We start from the raw sequence: 14,307 nt of genomic DNA, 5'->3' as shown, positions 1-14,307 counted from the left end.
TGCTGCGGCCTTTTGGCCGGGTGGTGGTGGAGGACCGTTCGAGAGCCGGTCGACGGCGGCAATTCGCTGCTTGCCCGGCCTCTTCGGCCACCGCACAATGTCGGCCAGTGTCCTGAATTTCTTTTGGGCGCCCGGCGAAGGGAATGCGATGAGCAGTCATATAGCGGCGGTGCGCCGCATGGTGGAGGCGTACAACACGGGAAAGACCGATGACGTCGCGGAATTCATCCACCCGGATTATCTGAATCCGGCGACGATGGAGCACATGGACCTGCGTGGTCCCGACTCGTTCGCGATGGCCGTGAAGTGGCTGAAGATGACCTTCTCCGAGGAGGCGTACCTCGAGGAGGTCCTCATCGAGGAGCGCGGCGACTGGGTGCGCGCCAACCTCGTTCTGTACGGCCGTCATGTCGGCAACCTGGTGGGCATGGCGCCGACCGGGCGCCGTTTCTCCGGGGAGCAGATCCATCTGATCCGCCTGGTCGACGGCAAGATCCGTGACCACCGTGACTGGCCGGACTACCAGGGCACCTACCGGCAGCTCGGGTCGCCGTGGCCGGAGCCGAACGGCTGGAGGGACTGAGCCATGATTCTCGTCACCGGAGCGACCGGCAAAGTGGGCCGTGAGGCCGTGGAACAGCTCGCCGCGGCGGGCCGTCGGGTGCGCGCCCTGAGCCGTACCCCCGAGGAGGCGAACCTGCCGGCCGGCGTCGAGGTGGTGGCGGGCTCCCCCGCCGACCCGGCGTCGCTGGCCGCCGCGTTCCAGGGGGTGGACTCGGCGCTGGTGGTGCTGTCCGGCGATGTGGCGGGCGAGGCCCGCAACGTCGCCGCGGCCGCCGCGGCGTCGGGCGTCGGGCACCTGGTGTTCCTGTCGTCGGCGAGCGTGCTGCATCCGCTGCCGCACGGCATCGCGGACGAGCACCGGGCCGCGGAGGAGGCCATCACCGCGTCCGGCGTCGACACGACGTTCCTGCGTCCCGGCCCCTTCCACGCCAACACCTCGTGGTGGATCAGGACCGTGCGGGAGAGCGGCGCGGTGCGCTGCTGGATCGGCAACAACCCGGGTGCGCCGATCGACGAGTACGACATCGCCTCCTCTGCGGTGGCCGCGCTCACCGACGAGCGCCACCGGGGCAAGGCGTACGTGCTGACCGGTTCCGAGGTGCTGACCTCGAAGGAGCAGGCCCGCATCCTGGGCGAGGTCCTGGGCCGTGAACTGGACTTCTCCGTCGCGCCGCAGGAGGAGGTCGTGGAGGTCTTCGCGGGCATCACCGGCGACCGTCCGGCGGCGGTGACCAACGTGGCCGCCCTGCACAGCCCCGAGGTGCCGTGGGCCCGGCCGACGCCGGCGGTACGGCTGCTGACCGGCCGTGAGCCGCGCGGCTACCGGGCGTGGGCAGAGGCGAACGCGTCGCTGTTCGCCGCCGAGGAGGTGACGGTATGAGCACCGGGGCCGGCGGTACGGTCCTGGTGACCGGTGCGACGGGCCTTCAGGGCGGGGCGACCGCGCGTGAACTGGTGCGCCGTGGGCGCACGGTGGCGGCGCTGGTGCGCGACCCGGCCTCCGAGGCGGCCCGGGCGCTGGCCGACCTGGGCGTGACGCTGGTGCGCGGCGACCTGGACGACGAGGCGTCGCTGCGTTCCGCGATGGAGGGTGTGCACGGGGTGTTCTCCGTGCAGACGTTCATGACGCCCAAGGGCCTGGGCGGCGAGGTCCGTCAGGGCCGCGCGGTGGCGCGTGCGGCGAAGGCCGCCGGCGTGGCGCACGTCGTGTACAGCTCGGTGGGCGGTGCGGAACGGCACAGCGGCGTACCGCACTTCGAGTCCAAGCGTCACATCGAGCGGTACCTGCAGGAGCTTTCGGTGCCGGTGACGGTGCTGCGTCCGTCGTTCTTCATGGACAACTTCGCCGCGCACGGTCCGCGACTCGTGGACGGGACGCTGGTGGTGCAGCTGGCGCTGAAGCCGGACACCCGCGTGCAGTTCATCGCCGTGGAGGACATCGGCTTCTTCGCCGCCGAGGCGTTCGAGCGGCCCGCCGAGTACGTGGGCCGTGCGGTGGAACTGGCGGGCGACGAGCTGAGCGCGAGGGAGGTCGCAGAGGCGTTCGCCGCGCGTACGGGTCTGCCGGCCCGGTTCGAGGAGCTGCCGCTGGACGCGGTGGCCGGGAACCCGTACATCCCCAACGCGCCGGAGATTGCGCTGATGTTCGAGTGGTTCCAGGAGCACGGCTACCGGGCGGACATCCCCGCGCTGCGCGCCGAGCACCCGGGGCTGCTGTCCTTCGCGGCGTACCTGAAGTCCCTGGACCTCTGAGCCGCCTGCACCGAGGGGCCCGGACCGCGTCGGCGGTCCGGGCCCTTCGCGTGGTGCCGCTCCCCTGCGCGCGCCGCGCCACCACCCCGAGCAGAACGCACCAAAAGTCCCTTATCGGTATGATCCATTTCAGGGGTCTTCCGTTCGGAGATGTCAGGCGAGGGGCGTGGGGCCCCACCAGGTCCGGCAGGCCCTCACGCGAGGAGACGCTTCATGCAACGGCCCATCATCGCCGGAGTTGACGGCAGCTCCGACAGTCTGATCGCAGCGGGCTGGGCGGCCGGCGAGGCACGGCGGCACGGGGCGCCCCTGGTGCTGCTGCACGGTCATGTTCCGCAGGCGGGGTTCTACCGGGTGCTCGCCGGCGACATCGAGCACGAGCGCCGCGCGGCGCGGCAACTGCTCGATGACGCCCTGGCTTGGGTGCGCGAACACTTCGAGGACGTCGAGGTGAGTGCCGAGCTGGTGGTGAAGCCGGAGGCGGAGCTGCTTGTCGAGCGCGGCCGGAACGCGCGGATGATCGTGCTCGGCTCCCGGCGGCCGGGCCCGGTGACGGGCTTCTTCCTCGGATCGGTCGGACTTCGCGTGCTGAGCAGAGCCGCCTGCCCCGTGGTCATGATCCGCGGCGGCTCGGCCGGCCGCCGGCCGCGGGACGGCGAGATCGTGGCCGGTGTCCCCCGGGAGGAGGAGGCCGAGGCGGTCCTGGACTTCGCCTTCCGGGCCGCCGCCGCGCGCGGTGTGCCGCTGCGCGCGGCGCGCGCCTGGAGCCTGCCCACCATGTTCACCCACGAGCCCGAGCTGTCGCGCCGCGCGAACGAGCACGGTGGGCTGGAGGAGGTCCACCGCCATGACCTCGCGAACCTGCTGGCGCCGTGGCGTGAGCGCCATCCGCAGGTCACGGTGGTGGAGCATGTCGAACCGAGTCCGACCGCCGAGATGCTGGTGAGTCTGGCGGCCTCTGCCCAGCTCCTCGTCGTCGGCCGCCGCGCCGAACCCCGCAGCCGTTATGTGGGCCATGTCGCCCACGCGACCCTCCACTTCGCCGACGCGCCCATCGCCCTCATTCCTCATCCGCTGGACGCGGCCGCCGACGGGTGACACAGGCCGACGACAGCCCCGCGGTGCGCACGACGAACGCCGGGCTTGCCCGAGGCAGGACGCCGCCCTCCGCACCGCCTGCACCGGCCGGACCCGTCCCCGGCGTCCTGACGCCGGGCCGGTGTCGAGGCCGTCCCCGGTCGTCGGCGCCGGACTCGGGCGCGGCCCGGCGGCGGCACCGCATGACCTGCCCCCTGGGCCGCGACCCGGCCGACCGGGCGTGAGGCCGTGCGCGGGCGTTCCACGGGCGGGGTGACCGCACCGGCGGTCAGCGTCCGTCGAGCAGCTTCACGGCCGTCCGGACGATCTCCTCGGGAGCCGGTGAGGCATCCAACGAGGCTCCCCTCTCGTCCGGTTCGAGCGGCTCGAGCGTGGCGAGCTGGGAGTCGAGCAGGGTCTGCGGCATGAAGTGGCCCCTGCGCCCGCCGAGCCGGCCCGCGAGCACCTCGCGGTCGGCGGTGAGCTGGAAGAAGACCGCGGCGGGGCAGGCCGACCTCAGGATGTCCCGGTAACGCCGCCGCAGGGCGGAGCAGGACGCCACTCCCCCGCTGCCGGCGGCGTCGCGGTCGCCCAGCCAGCGTCCGACGGACTCCAGCCACGCCCGGCGGTCCCGATCGTCCAGCGGAACTCCCGACGCCATCTTCCGGATGCTGTCGGGCGAGTGGAAGTCGTCCGCCTCGGCGAAGGGCACCCCCAGACGCTCGGCCAGCTGCCGGGCGACCGTCGACTTCCCGGCCCCGGACACTCCGGAGATCACGACGCACGGAGGACGGCTCGACGTGCGGTGGGTCATCGGCTCTCCCTCCAGGTCCCGCGTGCGACGACCGGTGCGGCCCGGCTGTGGTGGGTGTCCCCTCAGGAGTCGGCCGGCATGACGGCTTCCTCGTGGAGCAGGTCGTCCCGCCGTCCAGGGGTGGTGTGGCGTGGGGGCGGCCCGTCCGAGCCGGCCGGATACTCCTCCATGGGCACCAGGTCCCGCTCCCAGGCGGACAGGACCGGTTCGACGACACGCCAGGCCTCCTCGGCCTCGTCGCTGCGGATGGACAGCGCGGGGTCGCCGCCCAGAACGTCCAGCAGCAGACGGCCGTAGGCCGGCAGGGCGGGGGCGTCCATCTCGGCGGTCAGCGCGAGCTGGGTGAGGGTCTCGGCACGCGAGCCCGTCACGGTCATGTCCATGCTCAGGCTCTCGGGTTCCAGGCCGAACCGCAGCACGTTGGGCCGGACGTCCTTGTCCTGTCCGAAGGGCAGGTGAGGTACGGAACGGAAGTGCACCGCGACCTCCTTGCGGTCCTTGCCGAGGCCCTTGCCGCTGCGCAGACGGAACCGGGTGCCCGTCCAGCGCCAGCTGTCCAGTTCCAGCACGATCTCGGCGAAGGTCTCGGTCCGGCGCCGCGCGTCGACACCGTCCTCGTCCACATAGGCGGGCACCTCGCGGTCGCCGGCCCGGCCGGACGAGTAGCGGGCGCGGCGCGTGCGGTGCGCGACGTCGAAGTCGGTCAGCGGCCGCACCGACCGCAGCACGTCGACCTTCCGGTCGCGCAGGTCCCGCTCGCCGAGGGTGAGCGGCGGCTCCATGGCGACCAGGCACAGCAGTTGCAGCAGGTGGTTCTGCACCATGTCCTTCAGCGCGCCGACGTGGTCGTAGTAGCCGGCCCTCCCTTCCAGGGCGAGGGTCTCGTCCCAGACGATCTCGATCTCGGCGATGTGCGTGCTGTTCCAGATGGGTTCGAGGACCCGGTTGGCGAGCCTGCTGCCGAGGACGTTCTGAACGGTCGTCATGGCCAGGAAGTGGTCGACCCGGAAGACGGCGCGCTCGGGTACGAGATCGGCGAGCAGCCGGTTCAACTCCTGTGCGCCGGCGAGGTCCTCGCCGAACGGCTTCTCCAGGACGATGCGGCTGCCTGGGGGCAGTGCGGCCTCGTGCAGCGCGGTCACCGTCGCCGGGAACAGCGCCGGGGGGAGCGCGAGGTAGACGGCCACGGGGTCTTCACCGGCGACGGCCGCGCCCACGTCCGCGGGGTCCGTCACGTCGGCCCTGCGGTAGTCGGCCGACGCGATGACGGCTCGCCGGGAGTCGGCAGGGAGGTCGGCGCCGTGGCGTTCGAGCTGGGCGTCGGCCCACTTCCGGTACCGTTCGCCGTCCCAGTCCTCCCGGCTGGCGCCCGTCAGGCCGAACCGGTCGTCGATGTGTCCCGCCGCGTGCAGGGCGGCCAGCGCCGGCAGCAGGAAGCGGCCCGTGAGGTCGCCTGTCCCGCCGAAGACGACGAGTCGTCGGATGGTCATCGCGAACCGCCCTGCGCCCGTGCGAGGCCGGCTCCGCCGGCGATGACGCCGAGGCGGCCGGACGCCTGGGGGAAGTTGCCCATGAATGCTCCCGTGGTCGGGTCGATCTGCTCCGGCAGCAGCCCCAGGGGGGCTCGCTCGGAGCACAGCGACGCGTACAGTTCTCCGGCCTCGTCGAGGCGGCCCCGACCGGTCAGGTTCTCCACCGTCCGGACGCCGCACAAGCCCCTTGGGGGGCCGGCTGCCCGTCGCACCGGTCTAGAAGCTCACCAGCACCTTGACGACGTCCTCCAGCTTCTTGTCCGACACCTCGAAGGCGCGTTCCATCTCGTCGAAGGAGTAGGTGTGGGTGGTCATGCGCGTGGGGTCGAGGCGGCCCTTCTCCAGGACGCGCAGCAGGCGCTCCATCCGCAGCCTTCCGCCGGGGCAGAGGCCGGAGGCGATCGTCTTGTCGGCCATGCCGACGCCCCAGGCGACGCGGGGAATGCTGACGTGGTCGCCGGAGCCGAAGTAGCCGATGTTGGAGATCGTGCCGCCGGGCTTCGTGATCTCGACGCAGGTCCTGAAGGTGACGTCCGCGCCGAGCGCCTCGATCGCCGTGTCCACCCCCTGGCCGCCGGTCAGTTCGAGAACGCGTTCGGTCACGTCCTCGTGGGTGAAGTCGACGATCTCGTCCGCTCCGTAGTGGCGCGCGAGTTCCTGCCGGCTCGGCACGGACTCGACGCCGATGACGAGTCCCGCGCCCAGGAGTCGGGCCCCTGCCGTCGCCATCAGTCCCACGGGGCCCTGGGCGAGAACGGCCACGGTCCCGCCCATCGGGATGTTGCCGTGTTCGGCGCCCATGAATCCCGTGGAAAGCATGTCGGCGCAGTAGACGGCCGCTTCGTCGGGGATCCTGTCGGGGATTTTCGCGAGGTTGGCGTCGGCGTCACCGACATGGAAGAACTCGGCGAACACGCCGTCCTTCAGGTTCGCGAACTTGAATCCCCCGAGCGGTCCGCCCGACTGGGACGGGTGGCCGTTCTGGGAGGCCAGGTCGCCCCAGTCGGGGGTGATGGCGCCGACGAGGACACGGTCGCCCGGCCGGAAGTCCTTCACGTCGCTGCCCACGGACTCCACGACGCCGACCGCCTCGTGCCCCAGCGTGAGGTCTTCCCGCGGTCCGATGCCTCCCTGCACCGTGTGGGAGTCGGAGGTGCAGATCAGGGCCTTCGTCGTCCGCACCAGGGCGTCACGGGAGCCGACGTCGGGGACCGGCTTGTCCATGAAAGCCACTTTGCCGATTTCCTTCATGACAAATGCCCGCACTGTTTCGTCCTCCTGCCGGCTCTTCCCGGTCAGGGGAAAACGCTGAGCCATCGGTACACGGATCGCGCCGCCGCGTGCCGTCCGCGGCGCAAGCAACTGCTCCAGGCTCATCGAGCCCGACCCGGGCCGCAAACCGCGCCCCGGGAGTCGGCGCCACCGGCGGAACGGCGAACCGGCCCGGTCCCCGGCCCGTCCCATAGGGTGGTGGCCCATGAACGGCACGGTGCCCCTGAGGGCTTTCATCGGTTGCTTTACAACAAATGGGGGACGGGGAATCGTCCGGGCCGCGGTGGATCCGCGCACCGGGGCGCTGACCGCGGAAGGCACCGTCGAGACCGTTCCCGACCCGTCGTATCTGGCTGTGGGACACCGGGGAAGCGGCCCGGTTCTCTACTGCGTGTCCGAAACGGCCCACGGGGCGGTCGCCGGCTTCGACGTCTCGGGGCCGGTGCCCCGGCCGCTCGGCGAGCCCGTTGCGACAGGAGCGGCCGACCCGACGCACCTCGCCGTCTGCCACGACCACCTGGTGACGGCGGACTACGGGTCCGGGAGCGTCACCGTGCTGCCGCTGGCCGCCGACGGCAGCCCCCTCGCGCCGAGCAGCGTGCTGCGCCACGAGGGGTCCGGGCCGGACCGGGAACGCCAGTCGGCCCCGCACGCCCATCAGGTGGTCCAGGATCCTTCGGGAGGCTGGGTGCTGAGCGTCGACCTCGGCACCGACTCGGTGCGGGTCTGCTCCCTGGACCCGGGCACCGGGCAGCTCGCCCTCCACAGCGTCATGGACCTGCCGCCGGGCACGGGCCCGCGCCACCTCGTCTTCCACCCGCGCGGCAGCCACGCCTACGTGCTCGGTGAGCTGCGGCCCACCGTCACCGTGTGCCGCTGGGACGCGGCCTCGGGCGTGCTGCTGCCGGTCGGTGAGTTTCCCCTCTTCCCGGACGGCGCCGGCGTTGCGGTGCAGCCCTCCGCGCCCGTCGTCTCCCGGGACGGGCGGCATCTGTGGGCGGCCGTCCGCGGCACCGACACCATCGAGGTCCTCTCGCTGGACGAGACGGGCGAGGTGGCACGGGTCGTCACCTCGGTGCCGTGCGGAGGCCACTGGCCGCGCGACCTCGTACTGCACCCGTCGGGCGCCCACCTGTACGCCGCCAACGAGCGTTCGGGCGATGTGACCTGGTTCGACGTCGACGCGACGGGGGTGCCGCGCCGAGCCGGGTCACTCGCCGTGCCGGCGGCGTCCAGCGTCGCCTTCGCCTGACGCGGCCGGGTCCACGGCCGGCCGCCGTACCGCCCGGGGCCTGACGACCGGCCGGACGGTGGCCCGGTGGCCCTGACGACCGGTCGGGCTCAGTACCGCAGCAGGGCGGCCACACCGTCCGTCGCACGGGCAGGCGGCAGGATCTCGGTGAAGGCGGCACCGCCCAGAGCGGCCGCGCGCAGCAGCAGCGGCGCCGCGGGCGCGCTGAACACCGTCGGGTCGTCGCCCAGCGCCGCCGGGTCGGTGCCCAGCACCTGGGGATCGCGGCGCGAGGCGTGCAGGACCGGGTCGCCGGAGCGGTCCGCGGCGAGCAGCAGTGTCTCCACCCGGCCCTGTGCCAGCGCCTCCTTCACGGCCGGGATCCCCTGCAGGGCCCGCCCGCCGGCCAGCTCGGCCTCCAGGGTGTCCAGGACGCCGCGGTGACGGGCGGTCATGGCTTCGCGCATCGCCGCGTCCACGCTCGCCCGCAGACCTGCGAGGGCCGAGGTGTCGCTGCGGCCTCCGTCCACGTAGACCAGTTCCCCGACCGGTGGCTGGTCCGTCAGGTGCTCGCGCAGCAGCCCGATCGCCTTGGGGTCCCCGGCGACCAGGACCACCGCGGCCTCCACGCCGGCTGCCGCTTCGCGCACGTCGTCGGCGGTCTGCTCGGTGTTCTCGCTCCACACGTTGACCGACCGCCGGTGGAAGGAGGCCTGGGCCTCCGCGCCCGCCTTCACCCGGCTGATGTGCAGCGTGCTGCCGTTGAAGGTGCGCTTCATGGACGGCTCGTGCGCTGCGGCGGGGTAGGCGGTCACATCCCCTCCCTCGCGGTCGACGGCGACGACGACGTGCGGCAGTTGATGGTCCCGGTCGATCACCAGACCCAGCGGGTCGGGCACGGGCAGCAACAGCGCGCTGTCGGCCGCGGGCGGCTCCGTCAGGGTGAACGCTCCGAGAAGCCGCCCGGCCGATGCGAACAGGGCCTCCCCTTGAGGCCCCGGCACCTCGGCGACGCCTCCGATCATCTGCTCCAGCACGTCCAGCGTCGCCTGGTCCGCGCCCTGTTCGGCCAGTGACCGGAGCGCGGCGCGCCGGCGCAGCTCGATCTGCTTGTCGGCGTCGTGCGCCGAACGGCTCGTGTCCAGGTGGACGGAGGCGACGGGGCCCTCGCCCTCGTACAGGGGCTGAAGAAACGCAAGATCCATAATGCTCGGGCCGGGCGGCCCTACCGCCTTCCCACGGATGCACAACGAACAGCACCCTAGACCTGTATGTACCGGTTTGCGCGTTCTGTGGTTCCCGTCGTGTGTGGCCTCAGAGGGGGCCGGGATCCCGTCCCCGTCTGGACCTGCCGGACTGCGCACACGGTGCGGTCGGCATGATGCTGGAGTCGGCCTGTGGCGGCGGACCGCCCGCCCGTCGGCCGTCCGCCACCGTCGAGTCGAGGAGTGTCCATGGCTGACCAGCGCGAGGAGACGGGCCGCATCGTGGTCGGAGTGGACGGTTCGGACTCGTCGAAGCAGGCCCTTCGCTGGGCCGTGCGTCAGGCGGAGGCCACCGGCGGTGTGGTGGAGGCGGTGACCGCCTGGGACTTTCCGCAGTTCCACGGCGCGCTCGGCTGGCTGCCCCCGTCGAGCGGCGACGAGGCCGCGCTGGAGGCCCGGGCACGCAAGGAACTCGACGAAGCCGTCGAGGAAGCCGTGGGATCGCAGCCGCCGGTGGAGGTACGCAGCGAGGTGCGTTACGGCACCCCGGCCAGTGTGCTGCTGAACGCGGCCCACGGCGCGACCTTGCTCGTGGTCGGCAGCAGGGGCCTCGGCGGCTTCGCGGGGCTGCTGTTGGGCTCGGTGGCCCAGCACTGCACCCAGCACGCCGCATGCCCGGTCCTCGTGCTCCGCGGCGACAGCCAATGAGCACCGGCTGATCCGGCGCTGAACGTCCCCGAAGGCGCCGGCGGGACCTGACGGGCCGCCCGGGCGGAGGGCTCCGTAGGCTGCCGCCCATGACGGGGAGCGGCATCGAACTGGTGATCTTCGACTGCGACGGTGTGCTGGTCGACAGCGAGAGGATATGCGTCGAAGTGGACGCGGTGATCATGGCTGATCTGGGGTGCGCGTTCACCGAGGCCGAGATCGTCGAACGGTTCGTGGGCTCGTCCACCGAGGTGTACACCGCGGCCGTGGAGGAGCGTCTCGGACGGCGCCTGGAGAAGGACTGGCAGAAGAAGTACGAGCACCTGTACGAGGCGGCCTTCGAGACCGGGCTCACCGCGGTCGACGGCGTCAAGGACGCGCTCGACGATCTCACCGCGGCCGTGTGCGTCGCCTCGAACGGTGATCACGCCGGCATCCGGCGCAGTCTGGACATCGTCGCCCTGTCCGACCGCTTCGAGGGGCGCGTCTTCAGCGCGGCGGACGTCCCCCGGGGCAAGCCCGCACCCGACCTGTTCCTGCACGCCGCCCGCTCCATGGGGGTGGAGCCCCGGGCGTGCGCGGTGGTCGAGGACAGCGCGTACGGGGTGCGGGCGGCTCGCGCGGCGGGGATGCGGGCCTTCGGCTACTGCGGGGGCCTCACCCCGGCCTCCCGGCTGGCGGGTCCGGGCACGGTCGTGTTCGACGACATGCGTGATCTGCCCGGGCTGCTGTCCGCGGTCCGCTGAGCCGGGACCCGGGCCGGGCCCGGACCGTGTCGGCGGTCCGGGCCCTGGGCGGTGGCGCCGGGTCTCACATGACGTCGGCGGCGACGAAGCCCAGCTCCTTGAGCATCGGCAGGTAGTTGAAGACGTCGTAGTGCTCGATGATCTTTCCGGCGTCGTCGAAGCGCAGCTCCTCGAGCATGAACCAGGTGACCTTCTTGCCGGTCGCGGCCTTGCCGAAGAAGTCGCCCCGGTGGGTGGCGGTCACGGTGATCCGCAGGATGACGCGGTCGCCTTCGGAGACGGCGCTCCTGACGTCCAGGTGCAGGTCCGGGAAGGCGGCGAGTCCGCCGCGCATCGCGGCCTTCATGATCTCGGAGTCGACCGGGCGGTCCTCGGAGAAGTGCTTGATGTCCGGCGACCAGTGCGTGAAGATCCCGTCCAGGTCCCAGCGGTTCCAGGCGGCGGCGCAGTCCAGCGCGATCTGCTTGTTGCGCTCCTGGACGGTGACGGCGGGCTGCTCGGCGAGTGTTGCGGTCATGGTGTTCCTTACCGGGTGTCAGGGGATCAGGACGTGCTTGCCGACGGTGGCGCCGTCCAGCAGGGCGCGGACCGCGGCCGGGGCCTCGGTCAGCGGATGGCGGCCGGCGATCTCGGGGCGCAGGACGCCCTCGTCGACCAGCCGGTACAGCGCGGCGAGGTCGGCCCGGAAGTCGTCGCCGGGTTTGACGTAGTACATGCTCTGGCGGCGGCCGCGGGTGAGGCGGAGCTTGGCCGCGATCCAGCGGGCGGCGGTGCGGCGCAGTGCGGGCACGTGCGGCCTGAACCACTGACCGGGCCGGTAGCCGGCCACGGAGGAGTCGAACGAGACGAGGGTGCCGCCGTCGGCGAGCATGGCCCAGCCGGCGTCCAGGCCGCGTCCGCCGATGTGGTCGAAGACGGCGTCGACGCCGTCGGGTGCCAGTTCCCGTACGGCGGCGGGCAGGTCCTCGGTGCGGTAGTCGAGGGGTTCCGCGCCCAGCGCGCGCACCGCCGGGTGCTTGGCGGGTGAGGCGGTGCCGATGACGCGCAGCTGCGCGTGGACGGCGAGCTGGGTGAGCAGGGTGCCCACGCCGCCGCTGGCGCCGTGCACGAGCACGGTGGAGCCGGCGGCGAGCCGGGTCTGCCGGTGCAGCATCTGGTAGGCCGTCACACCGTTGGTGATCAGGGAGACGGCGACGGCCGCGTCCAGGTGCTCGGGCACCGCGGCGAGCGCGGCGGCGGGCACCTCGACGTACGTCTGCCAGGCGCCGTGGCGGGGCATCGCGGCGACGCGGTCGCCGGTGTTCCAGCCGGTGACGCCCTCGCCGGTCTCCACGACGCGGCCCACCAGGTCGTAGCCGGGCACGAAGGGGAACTTGGGCGGGAAGGGGTGCAGGTGCTGGAGCATCTGCACCTCGGCGAAGGACACGCCGGCGGCCTCGACGCGCACGACGACCTTGCCGCGGCCCGCGGTGGGCCGTGTGCCGTGGCCGGCGACGATGTGGTCCTCGGGGCGGCCGCTGCCGGTGAGCCGCACATGGACGTGGGCCGTCGCGCCGCCGGCGGCGGGCGCGGCGGGGGCGGCGGGGGCGGTCCCGCGGCCTGCGGCCGTGCCGGTGTCGACGCTCACGCCGCCACCGTCTCGCGCTGGGGGGCGAAGTCGGCGGCGTGGTCCGCGGCCCACCGGGCGAAGGTGCGGGCCGGGCGGCCGGTGATCCGCTCGACGGTGTCCAGCGGCACGGGCGGGTTGTCCATGGCGTCGGCGAGGTAGCCGAGGATCATCTCGACGACCGGCGGCGGCATGAAGTGGCCCATCTGCTCACGCGCCTGGTCGGGGGTGATCTCCTCGAAGGCGACCTCGGTGCCGATGGCGTCGGCGATCGCCTTCACCTGGTCCACCTGGGTGATGGCCTGCGGGCCGGTCAGCACGTACGCCTGTCCGGCGTGGCCGTCCTCGACGAGCGCGGTGGCGGCCACCGCGGCGACGTCGGCCTCGTGGATCAGGACGCGCGGCGCGCCGCCGTAGGGGGTGCGCACGACGCCCTCGGTGCGGATGGAGTGGCCCCATTTCCACAGCAGGTTGGTGGCGAACTCGTCGGGGCGGACGAAGGTCCACTCGATGCCGGACTCCTCGACGGCGCGCTCCACGGTCCGGTGGTGCTCACCGCTGTGGTTGTCGCCGGAGGTGTCGAGCACGGACGACGAGGAGAGCACCACGATGCGCCGCACTCCGGCCTCCTTGGCGAGGGCGACGACCTCCCGTGCGGTCTGAGGGACCGGGAAGAGGTAGAGGCGCTCCACGCCGGTCAGGGCGGCCCGCAGCGTCTGCGGCTGCTCGAGGTCGCCCTCGAACACCTCGACGCCGTCGGGGAGCCCGGCCGTGGCCGGGGTGCGGGTCAGGGCACGCACCTGCGCCCCCGCCGCCACGAGGTGGTCGACCACATGCCGGCCGACGGATCCTGTCGCTCCTGTCACCAGAACTGTCACGCCTGCTCCACCCTGTCGGTCTCGGCTTCCCCGAGACTCCTCGGACCTTGGTGGTGCAAGGCTGAACAGACCGGCTGGAGGGTCCCCGGAGACTGGCTGGAACGCGATCCGGGCCGGGCGGGCGGGAGCGCCGCTCGAGCCGTTCTCGAGCGGCGGCGGGGATGCTCCCGGCGGAGGGCCTCGCCTGCGTGCCCGTGCGCGCCGGGGCGCCCGGGCACGGCCGGCCGCCGGGTGGCTGCGGGGCTTTCGCGGGGCTTTCGACTGCCGGACCACGCCACCCCCCCTTTTTTCTGTGTTCCCTCGTCCCCCACGAAAGGTCGCCGCCTTGTCCGCCACCGCCGTAAGCCAGTCCCCCACCACGCGAGGCAGGACCAAGAAGAAGTTCGAACTCTCCCGCAGGGCGCGCAGGCTGACGCTCGCCGTCCACGTCGTCACCTCGGTCGGCTGGGTGGGCCTGTCCCTGGCGATGGCCGTGCTGGCCGTCATGGGGTACACCACCGAGGACGCCGCGGTCGCCAAGGGCGTCTACTACGCGATGTACGTCTTCGACGACACCTGCGTCACGGTGTTCAGCATCACCGCTGCGCTGTCCGGCATTCTGCTGTCCTGCGGCACCAAGTGGGGCCTGCTGCTGCACTGGTGGATCATCGCCAAGTGGGTGATCACCCTGTTCATGACGATCTTCGCGTGGTTCGTGATCCACCCGATCGTCATGAAGGCCACCGACAACACCGCGACGGCGGGCGGCGCGCCGCCGGAGCCGGGCTGGCCGGCGGACTTCCTGCTGTGGAGCGTGCCGGTGCTGTTCGCGCTGCTGACCGTCGCGGCGGTGGTGTCCGTCTACAAGCCGTGGGGTCGCACCTCCCGCGGCCGGCGCACCGCGCCGCGCGGCGGGCGTTCCTGACGGCCGCGCACACGCGCG

16 protein-coding genes are annotated in these 14,307 nt (G+C 72.4%); 8 read left to right on the top strand and 8 right to left on the bottom strand.

Annotated elements, in window-relative coordinates; translation table 11 throughout:
* Positions 1 to 148: 148 nt before the first annotated feature.
* The 4 genes from SPRI_RS35420 (at position 149) to SPRI_RS35405 (ending at position 3,414) form a co-directional block, all read left to right on the top strand.
* Entirely contained in the window at positions 149 to 583 is a 435-nt protein-coding gene (locus tag SPRI_RS35420; protein WP_005321817.1) for an ester cyclase, read from the top strand.
* Positions 584 to 586: 3 nt separating this feature from the next.
* Complete coding sequence (locus SPRI_RS35415) at positions 587 to 1,444, top strand: SDR family oxidoreductase (RefSeq protein WP_005321816.1); 858 nt, start codon at positions 587 to 589, stop codon at positions 1,442 to 1,444.
* On the top strand, positions 1,441 to 2,316 hold the full coding sequence (locus SPRI_RS35410) for an NmrA/HSCARG family protein (RefSeq protein WP_005321814.1): 876 nt from the start codon (positions 1,441 to 1,443) through the stop codon (positions 2,314 to 2,316). Before SPRI_RS35415 ends, SPRI_RS35410 begins: the two co-directional genes overlap by 4 nt.
* A gap of 213 nt (positions 2,317 to 2,529) precedes the next feature.
* Entirely contained in the window at positions 2,530 to 3,414 is an 885-nt protein-coding gene (locus tag SPRI_RS35405) for a universal stress protein (protein WP_005321812.1), read from the top strand.
* A gap of 268 nt (positions 3,415 to 3,682) precedes the next feature.
* On the opposite strand, the gene SPRI_RS35400 is transcribed toward SPRI_RS35405, so the two are convergent.
* From SPRI_RS35400 to SPRI_RS35385, 4 genes are all read right to left on the bottom strand, one after another.
* A complete protein-coding gene (locus SPRI_RS35400; RefSeq protein ID WP_005321810.1) occupies positions 3,683 to 4,207 on the bottom strand; it encodes a gluconokinase in 525 nt (174 codons plus the stop codon).
* A gap of 62 nt (positions 4,208 to 4,269) precedes the next feature.
* Entirely contained in the window at positions 4,270 to 5,697 is a 1,428-nt protein-coding gene (locus SPRI_RS35395; RefSeq protein WP_005321808.1) for a glucose-6-phosphate dehydrogenase, read from the bottom strand.
* On the bottom strand, positions 5,694 to 5,903 hold the full coding sequence (locus SPRI_RS35390) for a hypothetical protein (RefSeq protein WP_037775606.1): 210 nt from the start codon (positions 5,901 to 5,903) through the stop codon (positions 5,694 to 5,696). The genes SPRI_RS35395 and SPRI_RS35390 overlap by 4 nt, the downstream gene beginning before the upstream one ends.
* A 52-nt stretch (positions 5,904 to 5,955) precedes the next feature.
* Positions 5,956 to 6,963, bottom strand: coding sequence for an NAD(P)-dependent alcohol dehydrogenase (locus SPRI_RS35385; RefSeq protein WP_234020474.1), 1,008 nt, complete (start codon positions 6,961 to 6,963; stop codon positions 5,956 to 5,958).
* A 253-nt stretch (positions 6,964 to 7,216) separates the two neighbouring features.
* Here SPRI_RS35385 and SPRI_RS35380 point away from each other — a divergent pair, with 253 nt between their 5' ends.
* Positions 7,217 to 8,263 (top strand): lactonase family protein, encoded by a 1,047-nt coding sequence (locus SPRI_RS35380; protein ID WP_005321801.1) that lies wholly within the window; start codon positions 7,217 to 7,219, stop codon positions 8,261 to 8,263.
* 89 nt (positions 8,264 to 8,352) lie between these two features.
* Here SPRI_RS35380 and SPRI_RS35375 read toward each other — a convergent pair whose 3' ends face one another.
* A complete protein-coding gene (locus tag SPRI_RS35375; protein WP_005321798.1) occupies positions 8,353 to 9,447 on the bottom strand; it encodes a baeRF2 domain-containing protein in 1,095 nt (364 codons plus the stop codon).
* 249 nt (positions 9,448 to 9,696) lie between these two features.
* Here SPRI_RS35375 and SPRI_RS35370 point away from each other — a divergent pair, with 249 nt between their 5' ends.
* Complete coding sequence (locus SPRI_RS35370) at positions 9,697 to 10,155, top strand: universal stress protein (RefSeq protein ID WP_005321795.1); 459 nt, start codon at positions 9,697 to 9,699, stop codon at positions 10,153 to 10,155.
* 89 nt (positions 10,156 to 10,244) lie between these two features.
* The gene (locus SPRI_RS35365) at positions 10,245 to 10,901 is read left to right on the top strand and encodes an HAD family hydrolase (RefSeq protein ID WP_005321792.1); all 657 of its coding nucleotides are present in this window, start codon (positions 10,245 to 10,247) and stop codon (positions 10,899 to 10,901) included.
* 64 nt (positions 10,902 to 10,965) lie between these two features.
* Here the strand turns inward: SPRI_RS35365 and SPRI_RS35360 are convergent, their stop codons facing one another.
* Genes SPRI_RS35360 through SPRI_RS35350 form a run of 3 tightly spaced genes read right to left on the bottom strand, consistent with a single transcriptional unit; the run spans position 10,966 to position 13,385 of the window.
* On the bottom strand, positions 10,966 to 11,418 hold the full coding sequence (locus tag SPRI_RS35360; protein ID WP_005321789.1) for an ester cyclase: 453 nt from the start codon (positions 11,416 to 11,418) through the stop codon (positions 10,966 to 10,968).
* Positions 11,419 to 11,436: 18 nt separating this feature from the next.
* Positions 11,437 to 12,528, bottom strand: coding sequence for a zinc-binding dehydrogenase (locus SPRI_RS35355; RefSeq protein WP_005321787.1), 1,092 nt, complete (start codon positions 12,526 to 12,528; stop codon positions 11,437 to 11,439).
* A complete protein-coding gene (locus SPRI_RS35350) occupies positions 12,525 to 13,385 on the bottom strand; it encodes an NAD(P)H-binding protein (RefSeq protein WP_037775604.1) in 861 nt (286 codons plus the stop codon). Before SPRI_RS35350 ends, SPRI_RS35355 begins: the two co-directional genes overlap by 4 nt.
* Positions 13,386 to 13,710: 325 nt before the next feature.
* On the opposite strand from SPRI_RS35350, the gene SPRI_RS35345 reads away from it, so the two are divergent.
* Positions 13,711 to 14,289: a DUF2269 family protein gene (locus SPRI_RS35345; RefSeq protein ID WP_053556624.1), complete on the top strand. Its 579-nt coding sequence runs from the start codon at positions 13,711 to 13,713 to the stop codon at positions 14,287 to 14,289.
* The last annotated feature ends 18 nt before the right edge of the window (positions 14,290 to 14,307 follow it).

Origin of the sequence: Streptomyces pristinaespiralis (assembly GCF_001278075.1) — a bacterium.
Lineage (GTDB): Bacteria > Actinomycetota > Actinomycetes > Streptomycetales > Streptomycetaceae > Streptomyces > Streptomyces pristinaespiralis.
This window is presented reverse-complemented; position numbering and strand designations above follow the sequence as displayed.